The sequence below is a fragment of the Chlorogloeopsis sp. ULAP02 genome (genome assembly GCF_038404745.2).
GTDB lineage: Bacteria > Cyanobacteriota > Cyanobacteriia > Cyanobacteriales > Nostocaceae > Chlorogloeopsis.
In genome coordinates this window covers 1-25423 of the sequence record NZ_JAYKTT020000043.1, presented here as the reverse complement: position 1 = coordinate 25423, position 25423 = coordinate 1, and the positions used below count along the sequence as shown (strand labels likewise).

General features: G+C 45.1%; 22 protein-coding genes and 2 pseudogenes. 7 read left to right on the top strand and 17 right to left on the bottom strand.

Going from position 1 to position 25423, the window contains the following annotated elements; translation table 11 throughout:
- Positions 1-8: 8 nt before the first annotated feature.
- The 13 genes and pseudogenes from U2718_RS14830 to U2718_RS14770 all read right to left on the bottom strand — a co-directional run.
- The gene (locus tag U2718_RS14830) at positions 9-887 is read right to left on the bottom strand and encodes an alpha/beta hydrolase (RefSeq protein WP_342001352.1); all 879 of its coding nucleotides are present in this window, start codon (positions 885-887) and stop codon (positions 9-11) included.
- A gap of 146 nt (positions 888-1033) precedes the next feature.
- On the bottom strand, positions 1034-1432 hold the full coding sequence (locus U2718_RS14825) for a RidA family protein (protein ID WP_342001350.1): 399 nt from the start codon (positions 1430-1432) through the stop codon (positions 1034-1036).
- 2 nt (positions 1433-1434) lie between these two features.
- A complete protein-coding gene (locus tag U2718_RS14820; protein ID WP_342001349.1) occupies positions 1435-2808 on the bottom strand; it encodes an FAD-binding oxidoreductase in 1374 nt (457 codons plus the stop codon).
- Positions 2809-2883: 75 nt separating this feature from the next.
- Positions 2884-3357, bottom strand: coding sequence for a VOC family protein (locus tag U2718_RS14815; protein ID WP_342001347.1), 474 nt, complete (start codon positions 3355-3357; stop codon positions 2884-2886).
- 98 nt (positions 3358-3455) lie between these two features.
- The gene (locus tag U2718_RS14810; protein ID WP_342001345.1) at positions 3456-3707 is read right to left on the bottom strand and encodes a hypothetical protein; all 252 of its coding nucleotides are present in this window, start codon (positions 3705-3707) and stop codon (positions 3456-3458) included.
- A complete protein-coding gene (locus U2718_RS14805; protein WP_411813297.1) occupies positions 3685-5277 on the bottom strand; it encodes a GMC family oxidoreductase in 1593 nt (530 codons plus the stop codon). The genes U2718_RS14810 and U2718_RS14805 overlap by 23 nt, the downstream gene beginning before the upstream one ends.
- Positions 5278-5350: 73 nt before the next feature.
- Positions 5351-6079 (bottom strand): alpha/beta hydrolase, encoded by a 729-nt coding sequence (locus U2718_RS14800; RefSeq protein WP_342001343.1) that lies wholly within the window; start codon positions 6077-6079, stop codon positions 5351-5353.
- A gap of 93 nt (positions 6080-6172) precedes the next feature.
- The gene (locus U2718_RS14795) at positions 6173-6928 is read right to left on the bottom strand and encodes an SDR family oxidoreductase (protein WP_342001341.1); all 756 of its coding nucleotides are present in this window, start codon (positions 6926-6928) and stop codon (positions 6173-6175) included.
- An 82-nt stretch (positions 6929-7010) separates the two neighbouring features.
- Complete coding sequence (locus U2718_RS14790; RefSeq protein ID WP_342001339.1) at positions 7011-7784, bottom strand: glucose 1-dehydrogenase; 774 nt, start codon at positions 7782-7784, stop codon at positions 7011-7013.
- A gap of 41 nt (positions 7785-7825) precedes the next feature.
- A complete protein-coding gene (locus tag U2718_RS14785; RefSeq protein WP_342001337.1) occupies positions 7826-8413 on the bottom strand; it encodes an ester cyclase in 588 nt (195 codons plus the stop codon).
- A gap of 80 nt (positions 8414-8493) precedes the next feature.
- Positions 8494-9051, bottom strand: coding sequence for a DsbA family protein (locus U2718_RS14780; protein ID WP_342001335.1), 558 nt, complete (start codon positions 9049-9051; stop codon positions 8494-8496).
- A gap of 222 nt (positions 9052-9273) precedes the next feature.
- Positions 9274-9903 carry a response regulator transcription factor gene (locus tag U2718_RS14775; RefSeq protein ID WP_342001333.1) on the bottom strand — a complete coding sequence of 210 codons (630 nt, stop codon included), beginning with the start codon at positions 9901-9903 and terminating at the stop codon, positions 9274-9276.
- A gap of 7 nt (positions 9904-9910) precedes the next feature.
- Positions 9911-13087, bottom strand: a pseudogene (locus U2718_RS14770) (PAS domain S-box protein); the annotation flags it as partial.
- 145 nt (positions 13088-13232) lie between these two features.
- Between U2718_RS14770 and U2718_RS14765 the strand changes: the two are divergent.
- The 4 genes and pseudogenes from U2718_RS14765 to ltrA all read left to right on the top strand — a co-directional run bounded on the left by U2718_RS14765 (position 13233) and on the right by ltrA (position 17902).
- A complete protein-coding gene (locus U2718_RS14765; protein ID WP_342001332.1) occupies positions 13233-13361 on the top strand; it encodes a hypothetical protein in 129 nt (42 codons plus the stop codon).
- 85 nt (positions 13362-13446) lie between these two features.
- Positions 13447-13575, top strand: coding sequence for a hypothetical protein (locus U2718_RS14760; RefSeq protein WP_342001330.1), 129 nt, complete (start codon positions 13447-13449; stop codon positions 13573-13575).
- Between the two features lie 260 nt (positions 13576-13835).
- Positions 13836-15132: pseudogene (locus U2718_RS14755) on the top strand (IS4 family transposase); the annotation flags it as partial.
- Between the two features lie 997 nt (positions 15133-16129).
- Positions 16130-17902: a group II intron reverse transcriptase/maturase gene (gene ltrA, locus U2718_RS14750; RefSeq protein ID WP_342001328.1), complete on the top strand. Its 1773-nt coding sequence runs from the start codon at positions 16130-16132 to the stop codon at positions 17900-17902.
- Positions 17903-18186: 284 nt separating this feature from the next.
- Here ltrA and U2718_RS14745 read toward each other — a convergent pair whose 3' ends face one another.
- Positions 18187-19062, bottom strand: coding sequence for an AAA family ATPase (locus U2718_RS14745; RefSeq protein ID WP_342001326.1), 876 nt, complete (start codon positions 19060-19062; stop codon positions 18187-18189).
- A 69-nt stretch (positions 19063-19131) separates the two neighbouring features.
- Here U2718_RS14745 and U2718_RS14740 point away from each other — a divergent pair, with 69 nt between their 5' ends.
- Entirely contained in the window at positions 19132-20319 is a 1188-nt protein-coding gene (locus U2718_RS14740) for an RNA-guided endonuclease TnpB family protein (RefSeq protein WP_342001324.1), read from the top strand.
- 38 nt (positions 20320-20357) lie between these two features.
- Here U2718_RS14740 and holA read toward each other — a convergent pair whose 3' ends face one another.
- A complete protein-coding gene (gene holA, locus U2718_RS14735; protein WP_342001366.1) occupies positions 20358-21212 on the bottom strand; it encodes a DNA polymerase III subunit delta in 855 nt (284 codons plus the stop codon).
- Positions 21213-21456: 244 nt separating this feature from the next.
- Positions 21457-21825, bottom strand: a complete 369-nt coding sequence (locus tag U2718_RS14730) for a hypothetical protein (protein WP_342001322.1) — start codon at positions 21823-21825, stop codon at positions 21457-21459.
- 104 nt (positions 21826-21929) lie between these two features.
- Between U2718_RS14730 and U2718_RS14725 the strand changes: the two genes are divergently transcribed.
- Complete coding sequence (locus tag U2718_RS14725; RefSeq protein ID WP_342001320.1) at positions 21930-22091, top strand: hypothetical protein; 162 nt, start codon at positions 21930-21932, stop codon at positions 22089-22091.
- 340 nt (positions 22092-22431) lie between these two features.
- Here the strand turns inward: U2718_RS14725 and U2718_RS14720 are convergent, their stop codons facing one another.
- Positions 22432-23013: a hypothetical protein gene (locus U2718_RS14720; protein ID WP_342001318.1), complete on the bottom strand. Its 582-nt coding sequence runs from the start codon at positions 23011-23013 to the stop codon at positions 22432-22434.
- Between the two features lie 312 nt (positions 23014-23325).
- Between U2718_RS14720 and U2718_RS14715 the strand changes: the two genes are divergently transcribed.
- A complete protein-coding gene (locus U2718_RS14715) occupies positions 23326-25125 on the top strand; it encodes an iron uptake porin (protein WP_342001316.1) in 1800 nt (599 codons plus the stop codon).
- The last annotated feature ends 298 nt before the right edge of the window (positions 25126-25423 follow it).

Sequence of the window (25423 nt, the reverse complement as noted above, 5' to 3'; positions counted from 1 at the left end):
TACGTGAGTTAGATTTTCACAGTGGTGGAGCCGATCGCGCTATCGAGGAACGTGCGGATCAAAGTTGCCACCTCCTCCGCATGTGTCTCCAGCGCGAAATGTCCGGCATCGAGCAGATGAATCTTTGCATCCGGGAGATCTCGCTGATAAGCGGCGGCACCAGCGGGCAGAAACGCCGGATCATGACGCCCCCAAACGGCGAGAAGCGGCGGACGGTGTTCGCGAAAGTAGGACTGGAAGGCGGGATAGAGCGCGACGTTGCTGCGGTAGTCGAGGATTAGATCGAGCTGGATCTCCTCCGCGCCCGGCCGCCCCATGTAGGCGATGTCGAGTTCGTAGCCGTCGGGCGACAAAAGGTTTGGATCGGCTCCGGTCCCATACTGCCAGTTCCGGATTGTGTCCGGCGCGAGCGAGGGTCGGCAGGCTTCCCGATTCGCTGCGCTCGGTTCACGCCAATAGGACTCCCACGGGCCCCATTCGTCACTGAAACCCTCGATGTAGGCGTTGCCGTTCTGCGAGACGATCGCAGATATCCGTTCAGGATGGCGCGTCGCCAGACGCAGTCCTACCGACGCACCATAGTCAAAGATGTAGAGCACGTATTGATCGAGCGACAAAGCAGCGGTGAAGCCCTCGATCACGTCGGTAAGGCGGTCAAACGTGTAGTCGAACGTCTCGCGCGGCGGTGCCTTGGTCTGTCCGAAACCAGGCAGATCCGGCGCGACGAGCCGAAAGCGATCGGCAAGGAGAGGGATCAGGTCGCGGAACATGTGGCTAGCGGTTGGAAAGCCGTGCAACAGCAGTATTACTGGCGCATTGCTTGACCCAGCCTCGCGGTAGAACACTTCGACATCGCCAACCTGTCGAAACCCGTAGCGTACTTTCATATATTTTCCTTTGATTGCGCCTGTAAAAGGTTTGATCGTCTTCGGACTGAGCTTCGACGCTTAGATTTGGAATCCGCCGGACACATCATCCGAATCGTATTTCCGTTTGAGGTCATTCTTAAACATGATTTTCGGAAATCGGTGCGTCACTTCAGTGTTGCTATTGCCTCAATCTCAACCAATGTTTCTTTTGAGGCAAGTGAGGCAACACCAATACCCGTAACAGCAGGACGCGATTCTGCCAGAAATTGCGCCAGAATTGGGGCGATAGTTCCAATGAAGTCTCCAAATTCACCGCGAACATAGATGCGAAGGCTAAGCAAATTTTCGACCGAGCTTCCCGATGCCTCTAGAACGACGGTTAGGTTCGTTAGCACGTTTGAGAGTTGCCCTTCAACAGTAGGGCATGAGACTTGATGGTTCACATCCCAATCAACTTGACCAGAAACGTAAATGGTAGCCGATGCAGTATCGATAACAGCTTGAGACATTCCAAATGGTCTTGCATCATAGAGTTGTGGCGGATTGATCAGTTGCTTTTTCATTGTTAATTGTTGTGCTGTAATGCGAGATGTCCAATCGTCGATCGAAACACATCATCTGGATCGTATTTCTGCTTAAGATCGAGCAATCGCTCATAGTTCGACCCGAAGGCAAGCCGAACGCGCTCCTGTTCTTGCTCATCTAGGAGATTGATGTATCCCCCTTTGAAAGCATAGGGTGCTAGTGCCTGTGAGAGGTTCTGTGCCCATTGGATATACCGCTGCTCATCGTCCTGTGGCTCCCAAGCTGCAATTAGCTCAACCATCAGATGATCCTGGCGCAGCGCAAAAGCAGTCTCGGACACACCGACCCGACTTGCGGCTCCATGAAAGTGATGGATGTTAATCGCCGAAAACGGAGAAGGCAATGGGAGTCCCTGTTCAATCAGTGCCTCGATCGTCTCCGTCTGGAGTCGCTTAAGTGACTGAGTTTGAAGGTAGTAGTGACGACCCTTTGGAGTGAAGGCATCGCTACTATGAATTAATTCGTGATAAGAAACAGGTTGCATCTGATCGACTAGCACTGTCCCAAAAGTCCGCAGAGGTGCGATCGCTTGCTCACCCATTTCGAGCGAGCCACAATAAGTCGGTGAGAGAAACAGCACCGTCGGACCATCGGGGATCTGAAGGAATCCAGACCGAACTGTCAATTCATCAGGTGCAGTGCTGATGAACTCGTTGAAATTGCGGAACACGGTTCTGGCTTGCTCTAGTGGATAGAGCAGCAAACCCGATAGCACTTTCGTGAGTGGATGCAAACGATATTCCAAAGACACAATCACGCCAAAGTTGCCGCCACCTCCCCGCAGTCCCCAAAGTAAGTCTGGATGCTTTTCACCACTTGCAGTCATCAGTTGCCCGTCGGCAGTGACGACCTGTGCGGATAGCAGGTTGTCAGCAGCCAATCCATAAGCGCCAGTCAGCGGACCATAGCCTCCTCCTAAAGTCAGTCCTGTCATGCCAACGCTGGAAATGGTTCCTGTAGTCGTCGCCAACCCGTATTTTTCGGCTGCCCCGATCAGTTCACCCGCCGTCACTCCACTTTGAATTTGGGCTGTGCGTGCAACAGGATCAATGGCGATCGCTTTCATTTGAGAGAGATCAATGACCACGCCATCCTCACGGAGCGATCGTCCGAAAATCTCATGTCCAGCACCTCGAACCGAGAGGGGCAGTCCCTGTGCTCTTGTCCAGCGAATCGTATGAATCACATCCTGTACAGTGAGACACCGAGCGATCGCAGCGGGTTGTGTCTTCACCCTGCCATTAAAGAGTTGACGCACCTGTTCATAATCAGCATCTTGAGGAAGAAAAAGCTGTCCTGTGAGCAGTGCTGCGAGATCGTTGAAAGCAGCAGTGTGATGGTATGTAGTTGTCATGATTTCTCCTTTTCAGTGGTATTGGCGATCGCAAGTTTTGTAGACTCGTGAGCCATGATGGATTTTCTCCAGGAATTACTGTGCAGAATCTTTCAAAAAAGTGACAAATTCAATGAGATTGCCGTTATTGTCCTTCACAAAACAGAGCCGAACTCCAGCATCAGGGTAACTGCCCAATTCAACAAAGGTTGGCACACCGCGTCGATTCAATTCAGCCAGTAACGCATCCACGTCATCAACACGCAAACAAAAATGTCCAATGCCGCTCGTGCGTACTCCTTCACCAAGGTCTTTAGCTTCGGGCATCCCAGAGCGTGACTGAGTGCTGCCGATAATTTCGATCCGAAATCCATAGACTTGCAAATAAGCCAGTTTCAGGTCGGGGAAGACATCAACTGTCAATTCTCGCTCGATCGTCGCATCTAGCTTTTCTTGATACCACTGAAGCGTTTCCTCATAGTTCGGGACATTCAAGCAAACATGATCGATTTGCATCGAACTCAAAGGATTTGAGCCTAGAGTTGAAGATGTTTGAGTTGAAATTGTCATTTGAATCTCCTGTAATTGTGAATGTTCTAGATACTTCAGAGTCTTACCATGTGAGCGAATGGGGTGCGAGATGTCCGATCGTTGATCGAAAGACACGATCAGGCAGCAACAGATGCAACTTCCTGTCTTACTGAAAGCTCTAAATGCTTCACTCCTGACAATAGAAAAGCAGTTGCAGCTCGATCGCTCTCAGCCCGATCCACATCCATCAGGAGTATTGATGTAATCGTGAGGGCAAGGCGATCCCCAAGGTCGCAACTCCAACAGTCCGCCGAGTCGAATAACGCTTGATGGTGCGGCGGAATGTTATCTCTGAGGCTTTCACCATCATTGAGGCAATTTTGTTCCAACTTTTATCAAATCGGCAGCCTTTTCTCCAATCATAATTGCCGCTGCATTTGTGTTTCCTGTAATCATAGTTGGCATAATCGATGCATCAACAACTCGTAACCCTTCAATCCCCCGTACCTTGAGTTGAGGATCGACAACCGCCATTTGATCAATACCCATTTTGCACGTCCCAACAGGATGCCATCCCGTACCGCACGTTTGCCGAATATAATCTTCGATTGCTTTGTCGCTATGCACGGAACTCCCTGGAGCAATTTCCTCGCCCCGAAACTCATTAAACGCATCGGAGTACACAATTTGACGCAAAATTTTAAGTCCTTCAACCATCAGTTGCATATCAGATTCTTTCTGAAGATAGTTGACCCGAATCAACGGTGGGTCAAAGGGGGAGGAGGAACGTAGTGTTACACTACCACGACTTTCGGGACGGGTGATGTAAAAGGGAAGGGTGAATGCCGGACCTTCACGTGCATAAGCAGGATCGACATATAAAATCGGAACAATTGTAAATTGCAAATTAGGCGCAGCATCTAAATTATTGTTGACATGCAGAAATAACCCAGCCTCTCCCCCATTACTACTTGGCGCCAGGGGTACGTCCTGAGTAGACTGGTAGGCAATAACAGCAAGTGGGTGATCTTGAAGATTCTGGCCGACACCCGGCAAATCAAAAACTACAGGAATGCCTACTGCCCGCAGATGTTCAGCTGGTCCAATTCCAGAAAGCATGAGCAGTTTAGGAGAATCGAAGGCGCCAGCACTCAAAATCACTTCGGAGTTGACCCTAACTTGATACTCCGTTCCGTTTTGAACATACACTACCCCTACCGCGCGCTTTCCCTCAAAGAGTAAACGAGTCACCAATGCTCCTGTTTGAATGGTCAAGTTGGGGCGATCAAAAATTGGACGCAGAAATGCCACTGCTGTACTTTGGCGCTTGCCATCTTTCACGGTCACTTGGTAAAGTCCTGCACCTTCCTGCTGTACGCCATTAAAGTCGGGATTTTGCTCATAGCCCTGTGCGATTGCGGCTTCCACAAAGCGTTGCGACACTTTTGCAGGAGAGAGTGGATCTGTGATGCTAAGTGGTCCATCAACCCCGTGAAATAACGATGCTCCCCGCTGCTGGTTTTCCGATTTCTTGAAGTAAGGCAAGACATCCTGATAACTCCAACCAATATTACCTAACGCTTGCCAGCTATTGTAGTCACGTTCATTGCCTCGTATATAAATCATGCCATTAATCGAACTGCTGCCGCCCAAGACTTTACCGCGTGAAGATAAAATTTTGCGGTTATTTAAGTAAGGTTCCCCTTCAGTTAAGTATGCCCAGTCCACTTCCGAGCCTAAGAGTGTAGTAGGCCACACTGAGGGAACTTGAAGTTCTGGCTTGGTATCAGGACCACCCGCTTCGAGCAGCAATACTTTAGTATTAGGGTCTTCTGTAAGACGGTTGGCAACAACGCAGCCTGCTGAACCGGCGCCAATCACAATATAATCAAAAATTGCTTGCATTGGTGTATTAAGACTTGATACTTCAGCAGCACTGTGACGGTATGTAGTTGTCATGATTTCTCCTTTTCAGGTCATTGTTTGTTGAATGACGGCGACATTCGTGGGTTGGCGATTGCAAATTCTGCTGCTAGTCGCGCCCTGCCACAATAATCTTTTCTGCTAAACCAACCGGGTTAGAAAACATCACCTCGTGACTACCGGGCATTTGTACAAGCCGAAATAGCCCCAAGCGGTTAGACATTCTCGGATGCCAACCCCACTGTTCGCCTTGAGGGAGGACATTATCTTCTGTACAGTAGAGGTAACTTTTAGGAATGGGCAGCGAGTAAAACTGCTTCAGGTCCAGCTTGTCAATCCACGGTTGATACGGTTCAGGTGATAATCGTGCGTAACTGGATCGAGCCAGTTCGAGGTCAGCATCATTGAGAAGCACTTCTCGCCAAAGTTCAAACGGCATCACCAGCGTATGATCGTCCGATTCTCTAGCTAGAGAGTCAAATAACGTCTGATAGTGTGGCGGAATACTATCTCTGATGCTTTCACCATCATTGAGGACAAAGGCATCTAAGAAGATGAGTCGTCGAATGCGATCGCTCACTGCTTCAGCAACTTTCGCAATGATTGTTCCGGCAAAACTATGACCTAAGAGAACAATATCGGTTAAGTCTTTGTCCACAATGTAATCGACGATCGATTGTGTGCATTGAGCATGGTTAACGTTCTTATTCACGCCTTTACCATGTCCGGCGATCGTGGGAGCAAACGCTTGATGTCCTTTTGCTTCTAGATGGTCAACGACTGCTTGCCAAGCAGAACCATCATGCCAGGAACCATGAACTAAGACAAAAATTGACATAGAATTCCTTTAGTTGCGATTTGAAAATCAAGCCCATTTGTTCTCTCTTGAAATGGATCGGTTCGCTGTGAGTCCACCATTGACGATCGAAAATTAACTCGCTGTATATCCGCCATCGATCGTTAAGGGTTGTCCTGTGATGTAACTGGCAACATCAGAGCAAAGAAACACAACCGCCTGAGCAATTTCCTCTGCTCGACCAACGCGCCCCATCGGAACCAGAGATGCCAGATAATCAACTGTGCTACCTACTTGACTGAGTGTGCGTTCCATCATCTCAGTCTGTATGAATCCACCATTCACTGCATTAATCCGAATGCCCTGCTTTGCATAGTCCAATGCTGCCGATCGCGTTAGTCCCATGACAGCATGTTTACTCGCATTGTAAGGAGAGCTTACTGGAAATCCAACCAAACCTGCTGTTGAGGAGTTATTCACAATCACGCCAGATCCTTGAGACAACATGTGCTGAATTTTGTACTTCATGCACAAAAACAGTCCCCGCACGTTAATCGCCATCAGTTTGTCAAAATCCTCAATTGACTGTTCGTGCAGCGGCTTGATGAATCCTTCGATGCCTGCACTATTGAAAGCACAGTCGAGTCTTCCGTAGGTTGCAACCGTCTTTTGCACTAACGCTTTGATATCTTCCTCATTCGAGGCATCTGAATGAACATATAAGCATTCAGCGCCTGTTTCGCGAATCAGTTTGGCGGTTTTTTCACCTTCTGCATCGCGTCTGCCTGAGAATACTACCTTTGCTCCGGCAGCACCGAATGCGATCGCCGTTGCTCTGCCAATTCCCGTTGTTCCTCCAGTGACTAACGCCACTTTACCCTGAAGTATCATTCTATTTCTCCTAAAATTAAGTCCGGTTGTTCTCTCTTGAAATGGATCGATTCACTGTGAGTCCACCATCAAAAATCAAAAATTAACTCGCTATGAGTCCACCATCAATTGCGAAAGACTGACCTGTGATGTAGCTGGCAGCATCAGAAAATAAGAACACAACCGTTGCAGCAATTTCTTCAGGTTGACCCCTATGCCCCATCGGGACGCTCGACGACAACATCGAATCAAACTGCTCTAAAGTCATACCCATCTCTTGGAGGCTCTTAGGAGTAACTAGTTCTGTGCCGCGAATATAGCCAGGATTGACGGCATTAATCCGAATCCCTTGCTTGGCATAATCGAGCGCAGCAGAACGAGTGAGACCCATCACAGCATGTTTGCTCGCAGTATAAGGACCAAATCCAGGTGCCCCGATCAATCCCCATACTGAAGAGTTGTTGATGATGACTCCTGCTCCTTGAGTCAGCATCTGCTGAATTTCATATTTCATGCAGAAGAACACACCCCGCAGGTTGGTCGCCATCGTGCTGTCAAAGTCTTCAACAGACTGCTCATGTAGTGGCTTTGGGACTGTACCAACCCCAGCATTATTAAAGGCAAAGTCTAGCCTTCCGTAAGTTGCGACTGTTTTCTCGATCAGCGCCTTCACCTCTGTTTCACTCGATACATCCGATCGCACAAACAAACACTCCGCTCCTGTCTCACGAATCCTCGCAGAAGTGGTTTCGCCTTCTGCCTCGCGTCTGCCGGAGAACACGACTTTTGCACCCGCAGCACCAAACGCGATCGCCGTTGCTCGACCAATACCCGATGTTCCTCCAGTCACTAAAGCAACCTTATTCTTAAGCATCATGATCTTTCCCTGTTGTTGTGCAACTTTATATTTGCTGGCTCCTACACTGAGTTGCGATCAATGAGTGCATTTGAGGGCAAGTTTGGATTGACTAGCTTACGCGCACTGTCAATGCCCACAATGGGCAGCGTACCGGGATCGAGCAAGCCGAGTTGAACCAATACACTCGCCTGATCCCAGTAGATGTGCTCATGGGCTAGCTTGCCGTCACGGAACCGGATAATTGCAACCGCTGGGACTTCAACCTGTTTTCCTGTCGGAGCAATGCCGGGGATCATCCAGTCCATCCGGACAGTATGAGTGAACTTAGCCACCATTTCATCGACGAGTTGATCAGTCCCGATCGTGCGCGAAACCGGGATTAGCTCCAAGTCTGGCGGTATCTGTGGGATGAAGTATTTGGAATAAAACTCGCCTACTGCTGGTTTCCCGACTCCCCCAGTCATAACCGGAATGTGGTTAACGTAAGCATCCTCAACCATAGTAGCGAGGGCATCTTCAGTGTTGTGACTGACAAACTCGGACTGCACATGCGCTTCCCAGACTGCTTGCAAAACCTCCTGGGCTGGTGTTAGGTTGGGAGTTGCCTGTACATTTTCTGGTTTGTTTACAGTTTGCTCTTGAACCATATTGGTGTAACCTCCTGATTTTTGTAGTAAGGGCGATCGCGGATACTAGCATTAACAAACAAGTCAGATATGAAAAGAGCTTAGTGACTTGCAGCAACAATGGCTGCCATCAACTCTGTTATTCTCCAACATCCGACATATCGAATGTTATTGATAAATAGGACTGGAGCAGCCGTTATTCCACTCTTGCATCCACTTTCGATATCTTCATTGATACGATCGACATGCACTTGTTTAGACAACTCTTTGAGAAACTGAGGAATATCAAGCCCTAAATCATTGGCGTACTCAACAAGATAACCATTCTCTAAGTTTTGTTGATGAGCAAATAAAGTATCGTGCATTGACCAAAACTGTCCTTGGACAGCGGCGGCTTCAGCGGCTTGGGCTGCCCGTTGAGCATGAGAATGAATCTGTATTTGCGGAAAATGACGGAAGATAAAGCATAAATAATCTTCTCCAGAAGCAGTACTAAGCTCTCGTTTGATCACTTTAATCATCTTGTAAACGTTTGCACTTCTAGAGCATTGATAGTCTCCATACATCACCAGCACGACCTTGGCACTCAGCACACCTTGCATCCAATCTTGGGTTGACGGTAGTACAAGTAAGGAACTCTGGCTACGATCGTCGTTCATTTTTTTACATTTGCATCAAACATGGAACCTTGCAATTGACTTGCATGAGTTCATTGATTGCATAACTGTTTGCATAGATTCAATATAGGTGATCGCCTTCAAGCTGTCGTCTATAGCAAGTTAAAATTTTTACAGTATAAATTGATAGAGCAACCATGCCATCGTGGAGTAGAAGGCTGGTTATAACTCAAGTTAGAATCCCAATTCTATCGAAAGTACATCCTATAAATTAACAATGCCGCGTTTAACGGCAACAATTACAGCTTGGGTGCGATCGCTGACATCTAACTTATTCAAAATCCGATTGATATGAGATTTAACCGTGCCTTCACCGATACTCAAAGCCGCCGCAATCTCGGCATTACTCATCCCCTGCGCCAGTGAGCGGAGTACTTCTAGTTCTCTTTCACTCAGTTCTGGATTGCTGAGGCGCTGTACCAACTTTGCTCCCACATCGGGCGGGATATACTGCTGACCCCGATGAACGGTGCGAATGGCATTCAGAAGCTCGTTAGGTTCAGTTTCTTTCAATAGATATCCTTTTGCGCCTGCCTGCAATCCTCGATAAATATCTTCGTCACTATCATACGTGGTCAGTACAATAATTCGAGCAGATTTAGCGATCGCACAAATTGCACCGATAGCGGCAACTCCTTCCACTTCCGGCATCCGGAGATCCATGAGCGTGACATCCGGTTGATGTTCCTTAAATAGCGCGATCGCTTGTTCCCCATTCTCCGCTTGGGCAACCACCTGCATATCTGAGTCACGGTTAATAATCGTGGCTAATCCTTGCCGGAAAATGGCATGATCGTCTGCAATCAGAACCCGAATTGTTGTGGCTTGGCTCATCGTGATGCTACTCCCGATTGACAGTGGCAACAATCTCTGTTCCTTGTCCAGGTTGGCTCCGAATCGTGAGTTGTGCGCCGATGCGCTCTGCCCGTTCGCTCATGCCGAGTAAGCCAAAACCCTCAGAAGATGGAATACTCCCAACTCCAAAGCCCTGTCCATTGTCTTTCACACGCAAGCAAACTTGATCGCGATCGTAGACTAGCTCGACTCGAATTTCATCGGCATTGGCGTGTCTGGTCGCATTCGTTAATGCTTCCTGCCCAATCCGCAGCAGGTTACTCTCGACTTCAGTCGGTAGAGAATACATTGCACCCTCAATCTCATAATATAAGGTGGTGTCAGTTGCAGCAGCCCTGATTTGAGCGACGAGACGATGTAGAGCGCTCTGTAAACTGCCCTCCTCTAAAAGCTGAGGACGGAGCGCTACTACCGATCTCCGAGCTTCAGTCAGTCCAGTTCGTGCCAATTCTTTGATCAGATCCAGGTGTGCTTGAGTTGCTTCTAAATCATCCGTGAGCACCTGGTTTGCCGCTCCTACCTGAGCCAGAATGCCTGTAAACGCCTGAGCGAGCGTGTCGTGAATTTCGCGTGCCATGCGGTTACGCTCTTCTAAGATCGAGGCTGCTTCTGCTTGCTTTTGCGGTGTGATATCTCGCGCCAGCCAAATCACCTGCTCATGGGGGAGTGGTGCAATCCGAGCCGAAAACCAGACTTCTCGTCCATTCAAAAACATCCTGTACTCAACGGTGAGAATTTCTTGAGTCGTCAGTGCCTGCTGAATATAACCGACAAATTCATCGGCTTGTTCCTTTCCGAGTTGATGCAGAGTTTTACCAATCATCTCCTCGACAGGTTGACATTGCAGATACGGTTCCACTGCGATCGCACAGATGATTTGCCCTTCAGCAGACAGGATATAGAGTGGATCGGGAATTGCTTCAATTAAAGTCCGTAGCTCTGTCTCTGAGGCTTGTAGGGCGGCTTCTGCTTGCTTGCGTTTAATTCCCAATGCCATCTCGCGAGCGGCAAACCCCAATGCCTCAAAGTGAGACGCCGGAATGGATTGTCGAGCAAACATCGCGATCACGCCAACCAACTGCTCATCCAGCAGGATCGGATAGCCTGCAAATGCCACAATACCTTCTCGCTCTGCCCATTCTTGATCAACAAATGACTCATCAAACACATTGTTGATCAACAGTGGAAAGCTTTCTTGAGCAATTCGTCCAAGTTTCAGGCTATTCATGGAAACTCGACTGTAGGTACCGTCAAGACGGGTATACATTCCCGCACTGGCTTGTAACTCCAAAACATTCTGGTCTTTATTGATTGTCCAAATTCGAGCAAATGCCGCATTAAAGTACTTCACAACGGCTTCCGCGCAACGATGCAGCATCACGGGCAATTGATCGCTTTGCGCCAAGGCACTGTCCACATCGGCACGAAAAGCGGAGAGGATTGCCTGTTCTCGAAACTGAGCCTCGGACTGGCGCAACACCGCTTCTGCTCGTTTGCGATCGTCGATATCCGTATAAACTCCCAACGCTCGGATGGGTTCACCGGATTCATTCCAGGTAACAATTTTGCCGACAGAAAGAATCCATTTCCACTGACCATCCTGGGTACGCTGGCGATACTCTGCTTGATAGTTGGGGACTTCTCCAGTAATAAAACCATTGTAAATTGCAACCATTGATTCTCTGTCATCAGGATGCAAACTCTCAATCCACCTAGATTTGGTCTCGTGAAATGTCGCCGGATCGTAGCCTAGCATTAAAGCGTATTCTGGGTTAACCACGATTTCTTCAGTTTTGATATTCATATCGTAGAGTCCTTGATTTGCAGCGGTTAATGCTAAGCGGAGTCGTTCTTCACTCGTTTGTAGAGCGATTTCTGCTTGTTTGCGATCGCTAATATCTGCAATCACTCCTTCGATGTAGTCATCGGCTGCATTCAGATAAAAAGAGAAAAGCCCCCAAAACACTGTCCCGTCTCGTTTTTGCAGTTGTGCTTCATAGCTTCGCACTTCCCCATCTCGCTTCACCAACTCAATGGCGTGTTGGTGATCGCTGGGATTTACAAAATAGCCGATGCTGTGTTCCAGCCCAATAATCTCCTCCGGTGAATCAAAGCCCAACAGATTGGCAAGGCGTTGATTGGCATTGAGAATTAATTCATCCGAGAAGCGGGTTCGGAAGATGCCGACCTGTGAGTTTTCAAAGATAGCTCGGAACTTGGCTTCACTGCGTTGTAATGCTTCTTCTGCCTCTTTACACTGGGTGATGTCATGTCCAATCGATAAAATTTCAACTAAATCTCCCTGTTCGTTCAAAATCGCTTGATTTGACCAAGCAACCCAAACTCGCCGCCCGTCTCGACACAGATTTTCATTCTCGCCTCGCGGGTACGATTGAGGATTACGAAGTAAATCATGAACAAAGGGTCTCATATCGCGTCCAGAAAGTTCGGCTTCTGGAATGATAGTTTCAAATAAGGTTCGCCCTACAATCTGATGTTCTTCATAGCCCAGGAGTTTTACCCCATAATCGTTGATGTAATGAATCCTTCCTTGCGGATCATAGCGAATAATAACTGAATTCGCAGTTTGTAGCAGGTTGCGATAATTTGCTTCACTTTGTCTCAATGCGGCTTCGGTTTGTTGACGTTCAGCAATCTCCTGCTGCAAGGCTTGAGTTTGCTCTTCTACTTTCCTTTCCAGTGTTTCGGCATAATCTGCTAACCGTTCATACAACCGAGCATTCTCCAGTGAAATTGCTGCCTGAGCCATCAACAGTTTAAGAACTTGCAAGCGATCTCTAGCAAATACTCCGGTACTAAGATTGTTCTCCAAATAAAGGATGCCGATCAGCTGATTTTGCTTGAGAATTGGCATACAGAGAAGCGATCGCGTTTGTCGGTGTTGAATGTAAGGATCAGTTGAAAAAGACGATTCGCTGACTGCATCATCAAACACCAAAGTTTCTTGAGTGCGTTCTACCGAGTGAATGACGGAAACAGGAATCGTTGCACAGTCGGCAACAGCAAGCTTTTCTAGGTCACACTGTCTACTTCCGCTGCATTGAGCCACCACAGTGAGTCGATCATCTTTCAGGAGAACCAGAGCGCCTGTTTCGGCTCCTGCATCTTCTATCACTGCCTGCATCAACGTGGCAATTAATCGATCGAGATGGATCATTTCTGAGAGAGCTTGAGCCGCTTTCATTGAATTCTCCCCCGACGAAGGACTGTCAGCCATCCCCTAAAGTATATCGTTCGCCAAACTCCAGAAAATTAAGTTTCTGGGTGAATTTTTTGAAGGTTTTTCAATGACACTGCTGCACCAAAACGCCGTTCCAGTTAGCTTGCCAACTTGCGATCGCTGCTTCTTCCATTGGAAAGACCTCACCAACTCAGCCAGCGACCGAGCTTTCAGTAAAACCGTTCCCGTCTATTAATCATATACTATCGATATCGTCGAATTTTACCAGAAGAGATTAGAAAGCATTGCTAAAGCAGTTTGAGTCGTCATAGATTTGATCCATGTCGCACTGTGGTAATGAGTGGATTATTTCAGTGCTGCTGTTGCCTCAACCTCCACCAAATGTCTCTGGAGAAGCAAGTGAGGCAACGCCGATGCCAGTCAGTGCCATCGGTGAGAGGTTAAGATAAAGCGTCTTTTGTCAATCAGTTAAAATACTCAAAAGACTCGAAAAGAAAATGATAATCGCGCGTGGGAGAGGAGAAGGAGGCGAGCGTCGCTCGCCTCCTTCTCCTCCTCTATTTGATTATCATTCTTGTTAGAGTTTTAAACAGTTAAAATGTGAGACAAAAAACTATTGTAACGAGAGAATAACTTTGTTAAAAGTGAGTTTCATTTGAATGTAAATTCAGTAATCAAATGCGGTAATGAAAAACGCTCGTTGACTACCATGCCCAAAGCTGCAAAACGAAACTCCGACCACGCACATAAACATCATACTCCAACCATAAATAATGAAGCGATTGCGTTGCATCTAGAAGAGTTATTAACTCCCGCTATTTTTACTCAACAAAAATACTATAAGCAGTTGGGTTTACGAGATAGAATTATCAATCTCTCATTCATGGTAGCAGCAGTATTAACATTATTGTGGCGACAAGTTCCTGGAGTTCAAGAACTAACGAGGCTTTTGGCAAGAGAAGATTTGTTATGGTGTCGGGCTACAAAAGTTGCTCAACAATCATTATCAGAAAGATTTTTAGTTTTTCCTGCTGAATTATTTGAGCGTGTGTTTAAAGATTTGTTGCCTCAATTACAATTAAATTGGCAACAACGAGTCAAACGACCATTGCCAGATAGTCTTAAGTTTGCCTTGCTTAATTTTGAACAAATTTGGATAGCTGATGGCTCCACTCTCGAAGCCTTATTCCGAAATTTAAAAAGCCTGGAAGATTAAAAAACGGGGCAATTAGCGGGTAAGATTTGTACAGTTATTGATTTGGTTACTCGTTTACAAGAGTGAAGTTTGGTTTCATACTAAACCCGCCGCCTCAGAGACGAATTTTGAAGCAGCATTGCTGAATTTACTACCTCCTAAAACTCTAGTTTTACTAGATAGAGGTTTCTATCATTTTCTTTTTTTACAACAGTTGATTAATCAAGATGTTCATTTTATCACTCGTTTAAAAGTTAAAGCATCTCTGAAATACTTAAAGATTTTTAGCTATAACCATTCTGTGAAAGACCGGTTAATTCAACTTGGTACTGTTCGTCGTGGCGCACCAGTTCTTACTTTACGTTTAATCGAGATCAGAATTGGTAAAACTACCTATTCTTATATTACCTCTGTTCTTGAACCGCATATTTTACCTCCCTACGTCGTGGCTGACTTATATCGGCGAAGATGGAGAATTGAAGAAGCTTTTTACACGGTTAAACGATTGCTGGGGTTATCTTATCTGTGGACTGGTTCTATTAATGGTATCAAGCTACAAGTATGGGCTACTTGGTTATTTTATGCCGTCTTGATTGATTTGGGAGATGCTGTTGCTGACGAATTATCTCTGCCGTTTGACCGCATTTCTTTGGAGATGATTTTTCGTGGTTTGTACCATTTTAGTGTTGCTTATGACAAAGGGAAAGCGGATGACCCTATTAAGTACTTCGCTGCAAAAGAAAATCAAGATTTAGGAGTAGTCAAAGCACTACGAAAACCAGTCTCCAAGCTGGATTTGTTTCCTTTTCCTGCACCCTCGTAGACATTAGTGCAATTACCTTAACCTCTCACTGATGCAGCCTGAGCCATTTTAGGAGCTAGTTGCCTTGAACAATCATAGTGTTCTAGATGAGCCAGCTTGCATGAGTTGACTGTTTGTTTGAAGATTTTTCTAGAAGCAAGGCTTCACAGGCAATACACAAGCCATTTTAGGGAAGCGTAATGAGAAATCCGGGTAAAAACCCTTAGGGCTAAGGTTTTCAAGTTATTTGCAGTTAATGTGGTTGGGAAACCTTGTTTGCAGTTTGTTTGCAGCTAATGTGGTTTCATCTGCAGTTAATGTGGTTTTGAACCCCTCTCTATTTGCAGTTTAATGTGGTTTCAAAATCGTCTTGTTTGCAGTTTTGAGGGTTTCTGTTTGCAGTTCGCTAGTGTGATTCGTTCTGTCGAAACGAATAGAAATATTCGGGGATGACAGGCAAGGAAGATAGAAGAGAGAAATCTCAACTGAACCTTGACAACTCAATCTTTCGTGATGGTGTAATTCCATCCCTCCAGGTGCAGGAGTGACAGTAAGTCCCCTATTTCAACAAGGTGGTTCTTTGTTGGGGTAAAGCGGGGAATCATGGCGGTAACTGCTAGCCTAATGCGGAATCCCGCCTAGCATAGCTGGTCATGGATAGGAATACGAATCTCTCGACTGAATCATCGTTATGCAAAACAAGCCAAAAGGCTGTTGGGCTTGTCCCAAAAGGGAAAGGATAAGTGGTTGGCTGATTAAGCGGCAGACCAACATGCACTCACAACAAACCCGGTGAAGAGAGAGAATCCTAAAACCAGCGTCAAACGAAAAATTGGGAACGAAGTAACCCCCTAATGCGCTCTCCAAAATTGGTCGAATTTTGGAGTAGGTAGCCAACCGCAAGCCTTCAGGGGGAAGGATTGCCTCAGAAGCCAACGCCTCCTTGTAACGAGGAGGATATGCAGACAGAGGCACGGTGACTTGGATTGTAGAGGTACCAGTAGCAATGTATACATCTAAAACGAGTTTCAAGACTACGGTGGAATGGAATACTATCCCCTGGCAAAAGCTAGAAAAGAAAGTATTTAAGTTGCAAAAACGCATCTACAAAGCCTCGCAACGTGGTGATGTCAAGGCAGTTCGTAAACTCCAAAAAACGTTGTTGCACTCCTGGTCAGCGAAGTGTTTAGCGGTTCGTAGGGTAACACAGGACAACCGAGGTAAGAAAACGGCTGGAATAGATGGGTTGAAAAACTTGTCCCCAAAAGCACGTCTTATCTTAGTACAATCCCTGAAGCTAGGTCATAAAGCCGCTTCCACTCGAAGGGTGTGGATACCAAAACCCGGCTCAGAGGGAGAAAAAAGACCCCTTTCTATACCCACTCTGTACGACCGCACCTTGCAATCGCTAGTAAAACTAGTCTTGGAACCAGAATGGGAAGCTCGCTTCGAGCCAAACTCGTTCGGCTTTCGACCAGGAAGAAATGCCCATGATGCGATTAAGGCAATTTTCAACTCTATTAAGTTCAAACCTAAATATGTGTTGGATGCCGATATTGCGAAATGTTTTGACAAAATTAATCACAATGTTCTGCTGTCAAAATTAAATACATTTCCCACCATCCGCCGACAAATTCGAGCATGGTTGAAAGCGGGAGTGATTGATTTCTCTGAATATGCTTTAAGAGAGAAATCTGACAACAAAACATCAATGGGAGTGCCACAAGGTGGGACGATTTCGCCATTATTAGCGAATATAGCCCTCCACGGCATGGAAAATAGAATTAAACAAGTTGCTCTAACTTTACCCGAATGTAAAAGGGATAACCGTAGCGCAATAAGCTTAATTCGATTTGCAGATGATTTTATCATTCTGCATAAAAACCTTTCCGTCGTCCAAAGATGTCAGCAGATTATGGCGGAGTGGTTAAATGAATTGGGGCTGGAATTGAAACCAAGTAAAACCCGAATATCCCATACACTTAATATGTATGAAGGTAACGTTGGTTTTGACTTTTTGGGCTTCACTGTTCGACAATTTCCTGTAGGAAAATATCACAGTGGCAAAAGCTCAAACGGAAAATTACTTGGTTACAAAACTCTTATTACCCCAAGCAAAACAAAGCTAAAGACACACACGCAGAAGATAGGTAAATTGATTGATGGGCATAAGTCAGTACCACAATCTGATTTAATAGCTCATCTGAATCCCGTCATCCGTGGATGGACAAACTACTACTCAGGTGTCGTTAGCAAACGCATATTTAATCAGGCTGATACAACATTATTCAGCCAGCTAAAAGCATGGGCAGAACATCGTCACCCCAATAAATCTTCTCGATGGAGTTGTCAAAAATATTGGCAAACCGTAGGGTCTGATAATTGGGTATTTAAACCCCATAATCAGAAGATTCGCTTACTAAAGCACCGTGAAACTCGTATCGTCAGACACATACAAGTGCAAGGAAGCCGTAGCCCGTTTGACGGTGATTGGGTGTACTGGAGTTCCAGGATGGGCAAACATCCTGAAGCGCTAACAAGGGTGGCAACACTCTTGAAGATGCAGAAAGGCAAGTGTGCTCATTGTGGGTTATTCTTCCACGATGAAGATTTGATGGAAATCGACCATAAAGTCCCCCGCTCAAAAGGCGGTAAGGATAAGTATGACAACCTTCAATTACTTCACGGACATTGTCACGATGCTAAAACGGCAGCAGATAAAGCTGTTGTCACAGTTCAAGAGATAGATGAGGATTATCTCAACCATAATCCCTTTTAACTCTGAATTCATGGGTGTGCTTGACAAGCACCAAATCATCGAGGAGCCGTGTGAGGTTAACATCTCATGCACGGTTTTGTAGCCGAGTCAGGAGGGTGACTTCCTGGCTTAGGCATCCAGCTAGGGTTCAATATTTCGCTAGCTTTTTGGCTTTTACTGTTACGGATGGTTTCTTCGACATCGAATAAACTGTGTTGCTGGTTCATATCTTTTATGTGTAAACAAATACTGCCAGCTAGAAATACTTCTAACTGGCAGTGCTTTTTGATAATGAGTGGGTTTTGTTATGGCAGAAGTAGGCTATCCCAAACGCTTCTGGGCGTAACGTGATGCAGCAATTGCTTTCTTGCTTGAGTGAATTTAGCTAGTAGCTTAGTGCTTTTTAATTTCTGCCACCAGTTGTATTGCAGGTAGGTAAGCAACCATAACTGCGTCTGGTGATTCCAGCTTGAGATGGAGTTACTCAAACTGAGTGCCTTGAGGATATCGTCAGGAGGCACTTCCAGTTGCTTTGTGATTTCTTGTGAGATGGAACCTAACATTTTAATATTGGCGATCGCTTGACCAGAACTGCCCGAACTGATAGCTAGTATTTTTTCTGTTACCTCAATTTGTTGGTCTTTAAGGACAGAAATAACCTCCTCATCAGTTAACCTTTGGAAAGGTATGATTTGACACCTACTCTTGATAGTGGGTAATAGCTTTTGAGGATAGGATGATATCAGAATAAACGTTCCAGTTTTAGGTTCTTCCAGCGTCTTGAGAAGTTTGTTAGCGGCAGTAGGGTTGAGCATATCTGCTTCGTGGATAATCACAACCTTTTGCTTGCCCTCGACTGCACTAGTTGAGAGAAATTCAATTACCTCGCGCACCTGTTCTACTCGGATAGCAGGGACACTTTTCTGCTGGGAGGTGTTTTCGGTATAGGTTGGTTTGATTTGTAAGATGTCTAGATGTTTATATTCTCCTGCGATCGCGGATCGACTTCCTCTTGAGAGTATTGCATTTGCAAATGCCAAAGCAATTTTTCCTTTGCCCACTCCCTCAACTTCGCTGCTAAATAGGTATGCGGGAGCAATTTGATTATGTTCAATTGCTTTAGTTAGTAGAAGTTTGGCGGTATGCTGTCCGATGATTTCTGTAAATAAGTCGTTTTTCATCAAAACTCCTGAGTCTCTTACGCCGTGCTTCTAGCACGGCTTTACATGGAATGTGGTAAAATGTGAGGCATGGAAAAAGCCTACCATTACCGTTTTTACCCAACTGCCAAGCAAGAACAAATATTGCGCCGGACAATTGGTTGTGTACGGTTGGTGTTTAACCGAGCATTGGCAGCGAGAACCGAGGCTTGGTACTCCAGGCAAGAACGAGTAGACTACGTTCAAACCTCTGCAATGCTGACGCAGTGGAAAAAACTCGATGACCTCCAATTTTTAAATGAGGTTAGCTGTGTACCACTGCAACAAGGATTGAGGCATCTGCAAACGGCTTTCAGTAACTTCTTTGCTGGTAGGGCAAGATACCCTAAATTTAAAAAGAAGCGTAGTGGTGGCAGTGCAGAGTTCACCAAGTCTGCTTTCAGGTGGAAGGATGGACAAGTTTACTTGGCAAAGTGTTCTCTCCCATTGCCAATTAAATGGTCTAGGCAACTTCCCAAAAATTGTGAACCCACAACTATCACGGTTAGACTTGAACCCTCTGGACGCTGGTTTGTGAGTCTCTTGATCAACGATCCGACTGATGAAACCATGCACCCAGTTGATAGTGCTGTAGGACTGGATGTTGGGGTTAGTTCTCTTGTTACCCTGAGTACGGGTGAAAAGATTGCTAATCCCAAGGCGTTTGACAACCACTATCAAAAACTGAGGAGAGCGCAAAAGTCTTTGAGTCGCAAACAGAAGTCCTCTCGCAACCAAGATAAAGCAAGACTCAAAGTAGCTCGTCTTCAGGCTAAAATCTCTGATTCCCGACAAGACCATTTGCACAAACTGACAACTCGACTGATTCGTGAAAACCAAACGATAGTGGTTGAGGACTTGACAGTTAAGAACATGGTCAAAAATCCCAAACTCGCCCGTGCCATTAGTGATGCCGCATGGGGAGAATTGGTGAGGCATCTGGAGTATAAAGCCAAGTGGTATGGTCGAAACTTGGTAAAAATTGACCGTTGGTTTCCCAGTTCTAAACGCTGTGGACATTGCGGTCACGTTGTTGAAAAGTTGCCGTTGAGTATCCGAGAGTGGGATTGTCCCAACTGCGGAACGCACCACGACCGGGACATTAATGCAGCTAAAAATATTTTGGCGGTGGGACACACCGTTACAGTCTGTGGAGCGAACGTAAGACCTGCTAGGCATAAGTCTAAAGGGCAGTTGCGAAAATCCAGTCATGGAAGGAAACAGAAACCCAAGTCGTGAGTCTTGGGAATCACCGCACTTTTAGGGCTGTGAGTATGTCAAATCGTGCAAATTTCGATAATTCGGCTAGTTAAATTGTTAGTGCTGCTTTTGAGTTCCGTTTCGAGTTGTAAAAGTAAGGTAAGGCTGTTTTTCAGTTTTTGAACGCCTACAAACTTGATTTCATCTTTGAGGTAATACAATCTTTTAGGGTTTTTCAGTTCGGCTATTTCTGCAATTTTAGTATCAGATAATTTAGCTTCTACCCCGGCTTTAGTTATTAGCCAAGTGCGAAAAATTGACGTAAGCGTTGCTACTATTTTGAGTGGATGTTCATTATTATCTAGTAGTTTATCTACCTGCGCTATTGCCAAGTTTGAATGATTTCTTAACATAGCCATAGTAAGCTTTTGGTAGTCAGTATTGTGATTACTAACTAATTGTTTTACCTCCTCAAGGGAAATAATTTTTTCACTTGCATAGACAGCAAGTTTAGCAAATTCGCTATCGGCTCGTGCAGTGTTATTACCAATTGCTTCGACTAGATAATCAGTCACATCCGGTGTAAGTTTAACTTGATGGATAGCTGCATACTTCCCTATCAAATTAACTATCCCCTTTTTATCCCTACAAAGAACGAGAAGAAACTCTTCTTGTTGAGCATATTTTAGGATAGTTTTTACTACTGTTCTGCAGGAATCTGGCTTTTTGTTACTAGTAATTAAAAGAATGTTACTTGCAGGTATTCGAGAAAGTTGATTTTCAAGTTCTTGGTTATTATCCTCATTTGATAAACTTCCAATTAAATGATCGCTGTCTGTATGAACAATTTTGTTACCATCTCCAAAGGGCAAAGTCATAACCACAGTAAAAACCTTGGCAGCAATATTTTTCTCATTTCCAGATAGCTTGATGTAGTTGAAAGCTTTCTATTCAGCATGAACATTTTGATTCACCAAATGGTTAATTTTTTGATTGAGCGAATAGGTATCTTCGCCGTAGTATAGGTATACTGGCATCACAGATTAGATAAACATCTAATTATCATGCGTTAGTTATAAGCAGTGGTTAAAAAAAGAAGAGTTAGTATTAACTCTTTCTGCTTGCTTGGTATTTATTATGTAGTGACCAGTAAACACTTACTTAAGTTTGTACTGGTTATACGAAATTTTGAATTGAGTCTTTATCAATATGGTTCTCTACTGGTTTATTACCCAAGTATTTGCGCCAAGAATCTAACTGTTGAAGGTACTCTATTACTCCACTAGAACCAGTTAACTCGTATAGTGCAATAGCTGTTTCCCATTCTTTTAAGCTGGCTTGTTTCTCTGAGAGAATTTTGACTATAGCTTCTGGAAGTTTAGTGTCTTTACCAGTATCTAAATTTAGGTGTGGTGTGTTTTCTAGTAATATTTCTTGTCCAGGTAGAGTAACACCATCATCTTCTATATTTGTAGTATGAAGTTGAACACTTGTCGCTTGCCAAATTATTTGTCTGCGTTGACAGATTAATGTCCGTCTTGCCAAATTAATTGTTTTGGAATTTATAATTAAGCTACTATACACACTTGATTTTGTGTACGATCCCAGCGCTCCTTTCAACCCACTTTAATTTTATAACTGTACGCTTTATGTTGTTGTCAGAAGCACAGGAGCGATCGCTTGCACTTATGGAGTATGACAGAACAAAGGCGATCGCATCTTTAGATGAAGGTAAACCTGTAATTCCAGTGTGGTTGGACAAGATTTATCAAAGGTTAGTACTACAATTAGAGAAACAAGGATTGAAGTAACAAGTAATGATTTACGTGGTCAATGAAGAGGAAAGGGAGCAGGGAGAAATAGAAGGGGGCAGCGGAGAAAATTTTTTAATTTTTAATTTTGAATTGATTGCTCCTATGCCTCTTCGGTCAGAAACCTTTGTGACTTGAACAAGAAATTGGACAGCCTTGGAAGAAGAAAATAGATATTTTTTGGGTGTCACCTGCACGCTTCGGGGTACCAGAGTGTATTTTTCATTCACGTAGGGAAAGCAGCCATTGCTGGGAAACTTGGGCAGATCGAGCAATCCCGGCAAGTGAAATGCCCTCCATCCGCAAGAAATTCTACTTCTCCATCATTACATCTTGAGCACTACCGGAAGCGTCCCAGTTGGTAGCCGAGCCAAGCAGGTACAGCGAGGGATGTAGCCAGAATTGTAGTTATAGTACTTAGTCTGCTTGAAAGTACCCGTGCCTGCTCCAAACCATCCCAGGTAAATTTAATTGTGACAATTAGAGCAAATACTCCTGCCGTCAGCCCGCTTACTACCTTAAGGAAATCCCTTGGGGGAGGTATGTGAGTTTTATGCAAGTTTCTACCTAAGATAATCCCGGATATTAACCCCGCTATACTCAAGAAACCGATGATGGTACGCCGTAGTAAAACTTTGTCTGATAGATCGAACTGGGCAATTGAGTCTGCTAACGCTGAACCTGTTCCCATAATACTTCCAGCAATAGTTCCCAAACTAGCCCACCAAAGAGTGGGATGAGACGATCTAGTGCTGGCCAGAGATGAGAGGGCAATCCCCATTGCACACACAAGTACAGAACTGAAGGCAGGTAGGTTGCTAGTGATGATGTAGGCTATGGTTCCTCCAACAATAGCACCGAGCAGTCTGAGTAAATCAAGTTTTATTAAGTCTCGATTGTGATTGCCATTTTGCTGATTCACGATTGCCTTAGAATAAGTTTTAAGGATTGGTTGCTGCTAATCTAAAGTTTATTAATTTCCTATTTTTAGACCACAATTTTCTTATTTTTTTCTTATTTATTTACTATAAGTTTCTTATTTTTAGACTGTAAACTTACGATAATTATTTACTTTTTATATCTAGCTATCCACATAATATGATTGTGGCAGTAACTGAAAAAACTTTCTTCGCTTGCCAGAAGTAACAGGTAAGAATTTGCAGCCAGCCTCAGACGACAACTGCCATAGCACCCACGGGCAACTTTGTCTCAAGTGTAAGGAGTGTGAGGACACATGTTCAATCATCAATGGAAGTTGTGGGATAAGTTGTTACTTATTTTGCCAATTACTTGTAGTGTTTTGCTGTTGACTAAAACACCAGCAAGTGCAAAGAACTCGTTCAAAAATTTCGATCAATTAGCAGAGAAATCATCTGGGACAAAGTTGGTTGGGCAGCCTTTGAATGTCAACTCAGCAATCGCACAAACACCAGAAACAAACGCGATCGCAACTGATGAACCATTGTCGGCACAAGAGTTTGTTTCTCCAGAAATGGAGCAGGTGAACTCGGTTTCTCAACTCTCCGATGTCAGCCCCACGGACTGGGCATTTGGTGCTTTGCAATCTCTAGTTGAACGTTATGGCTGTATCGCAGGCTATCCCAATGGCACCTATCGTGGTAATCGAGCTATGACGCGCTATGAATTTGCAGCTGGGTTAAATGCCTGCCTGGATCGCATTAACGAATTGATTACCAGCTCAACCGCAGATTTGGTCAGCAAAGAAGACTTAGAAGTGGTAAGAAAACTCCAAGAAAGTTTTGCGGCAGAACTCGCAGTGCTACGCAATCGCGTTGATAGCTTAGAAGCTAGATCTGCCACTCTAGAAGCGAATCAATTTTCAACCACAACTAAACTATTTGGCAACGCCATCTTTGCAGTATCTGATGTGTTTGGTGAGGATGGCGGTGTTAACCACAGTGTTTTTCAATATCGGGCTAATTTGAATTTGGCTTCCAGTTTTACGGGTAGAGATGTGCTGTTGATGAGTTTATTCTCAGGCAATGTTCCCCAAGGCTCAGTTCAACAACAACAAGGTTTGATTACCGGCCCCTTCAATTTAGCAGGGGTCGAGGTTGGCATTCCTGGCATTGGCACTGTTAAAAACTCTACGGCTGAAGGAACATTATCTTCACAGTTTGGTGCTAACACCTCCAATGGAGTTTTGCTGGCCGCTATTGCTTACAGCTTTCCGCTCACCGATGATTTTAATGTTGCTATAGCTAACAGTTTTTCTGCGTTCCAACTGTATGCACCTACCCTAAATCCTTATTTCGATGACAAGGAAAGTGGTACTGGGGCAATCAGCGTATTTGGTGAATACAACCCAATTTATACCCTTTCTGGTGGAGGTGCAGGCATTATCCTCAACTATAAAATAGGCAAATCTCTGACTTTAACAGGGGGTTATCTTGCTGATGGTTTTGTAGCAGGAAATCCCAACAGAGGACTATTCAATGGTGGCTATGGGGCGTTGGGACAGCTTACCTGGAATTTAACAGATAACTTTGCGATCACAGGTGTTTATACCAACAAATGTAACCCGGCAAGGGGGCGATTTGGCTTTAACTACAATGGTTTGGCTGTCACCGGTACTGCCGTTGCCAATACCCTAGCAGGTCAAGACCTTTTTTTCCCAGTAGTTACCAACGGTTATGGAGTGCAGTTTTCTTGGAAAGTCAATCCAGGCTTTGCTGTCAACGGCTGGTTTAGTACCTTTTATCCTCGCTTAATTGGTCAAGGTGATGCCAATATTCTGACCTATGCCTTGAACTTCGCCTTTCCCGATTTTGGGAAAAAAGGCAATCTTTTGGGGTTTGTTTTTGGTGCAGAACCCTACCTCACCGATTTTGATGGCGGCAATCCTCAAGCATTTAAGGTAGATATGCCGCTACACATAGAAGGTTTCTACCGCTATCAAATTAACGACAAAATCTCTCTTACTCGTGGGGTAATTTGGCTGACTGCACCTAACCAAGACCGGGATAACGGCAGCGATATTATTGCCACTCTCAGGACAACTTTTCAATTTTAACTAGTCACACCAACCTTATTTGAAGGAGAAAAACCACCTTTAAAGCCAAAGAAGAGGGTAAACAGTCACAACCACGCTAAAAAAGGAAACGGACTGTGAACATTCAGAACAACAAACTACCACGCGAAATTCTGCCCATTCCCGATCGCAAGCATGTTGAGCTGACCCTATACAGGGAACCCGTCGAGAATTACGAAGCCAAGATGCGGATGTATCTGGCGCGGCAGTAGCGGTTGAGTGAGGGTGATCGCTTTCTTTGGTGAGGGCAATGGTGCCTGTTCATACCCTCCTATTGTTA

Excerpts from the sequence above, each read along its gene's own strand:
- U2718_RS14830 (WP_342001352.1), bottom strand. The coding sequence starts at position 887 with ATGAAAGTACGCTACGGGTTTCGACAGGTTGGCGATGTCGAAGTGTTC.
- U2718_RS14825 (WP_342001350.1), bottom strand. The coding sequence starts at position 1,432 with ATGAAAAAGCAACTGATCAATCCGCCACAACTCTATGATGCAAGACCA.
- U2718_RS14820 (WP_342001349.1), bottom strand. The coding sequence starts at position 2,808 with ATGACAACTACATACCATCACACTGCTGCTTTCAACGATCTCGCAGCA.
- U2718_RS14815 (WP_342001347.1), bottom strand. The coding sequence starts at position 3,357 with ATGACAATTTCAACTCAAACATCTTCAACTCTAGGCTCAAATCCTTTG.
- U2718_RS14805 (WP_411813297.1), bottom strand. The coding sequence starts at position 5,277 with ATGACAACTACATACCGTCACAGTGCTGCTGAAGTATCAAGTCTTAAT.
- U2718_RS14800 (WP_342001343.1), bottom strand. The coding sequence starts at position 6,079 with ATGTCAATTTTTGTCTTAGTTCATGGTTCCTGGCATGATGGTTCTGCT.
- U2718_RS14795 (WP_342001341.1), bottom strand. The coding sequence starts at position 6,928 with ATGATACTTCAGGGTAAAGTGGCGTTAGTCACTGGAGGAACAACGGGA.
- U2718_RS14790 (WP_342001339.1), bottom strand. The coding sequence starts at position 7,784 with ATGATGCTTAAGAATAAGGTTGCTTTAGTGACTGGAGGAACATCGGGT.
- U2718_RS14785 (WP_342001337.1), bottom strand. The coding sequence starts at position 8,413 with ATGGTTCAAGAGCAAACTGTAAACAAACCAGAAAATGTACAGGCAACT.
- U2718_RS14780 (WP_342001335.1), bottom strand. The coding sequence starts at position 9,051 with ATGAACGACGATCGTAGCCAGAGTTCCTTACTTGTACTACCGTCAACC.
- U2718_RS14775 (WP_342001333.1), bottom strand. The coding sequence starts at position 9,903 with ATGAGCCAAGCCACAACAATTCGGGTTCTGATTGCAGACGATCATGCC.
- U2718_RS14765 (WP_342001332.1), top strand. The coding sequence starts at position 13,233 with ATGACACTGCTGCACCAAAACGCCGTTCCAGTTAGCTTGCCAACTTGC.
- U2718_RS14760 (WP_342001330.1), top strand. The coding sequence starts at position 13,447 with ATGTCGCACTGTGGTAATGAGTGGATTATTTCAGTGCTGCTGTTGCCT.
- ltrA (WP_342001328.1), top strand. The coding sequence starts at position 16,130 with ATGTATACATCTAAAACGAGTTTCAAGACTACGGTGGAATGGAATACT.
- U2718_RS14745 (WP_342001326.1), bottom strand. The coding sequence starts at position 19,062 with ATGAAAAACGACTTATTTACAGAAATCATCGGACAGCATACCGCCAAA.
- U2718_RS14740 (WP_342001324.1), top strand. The coding sequence starts at position 19,132 with ATGGAAAAAGCCTACCATTACCGTTTTTACCCAACTGCCAAGCAAGAA.
- U2718_RS14725 (WP_342001320.1), top strand. The coding sequence starts at position 21,930 with ATGTTGTTGTCAGAAGCACAGGAGCGATCGCTTGCACTTATGGAGTAT.
- U2718_RS14715 (WP_342001316.1), top strand. The coding sequence starts at position 23,326 with ATGTTCAATCATCAATGGAAGTTGTGGGATAAGTTGTTACTTATTTTG.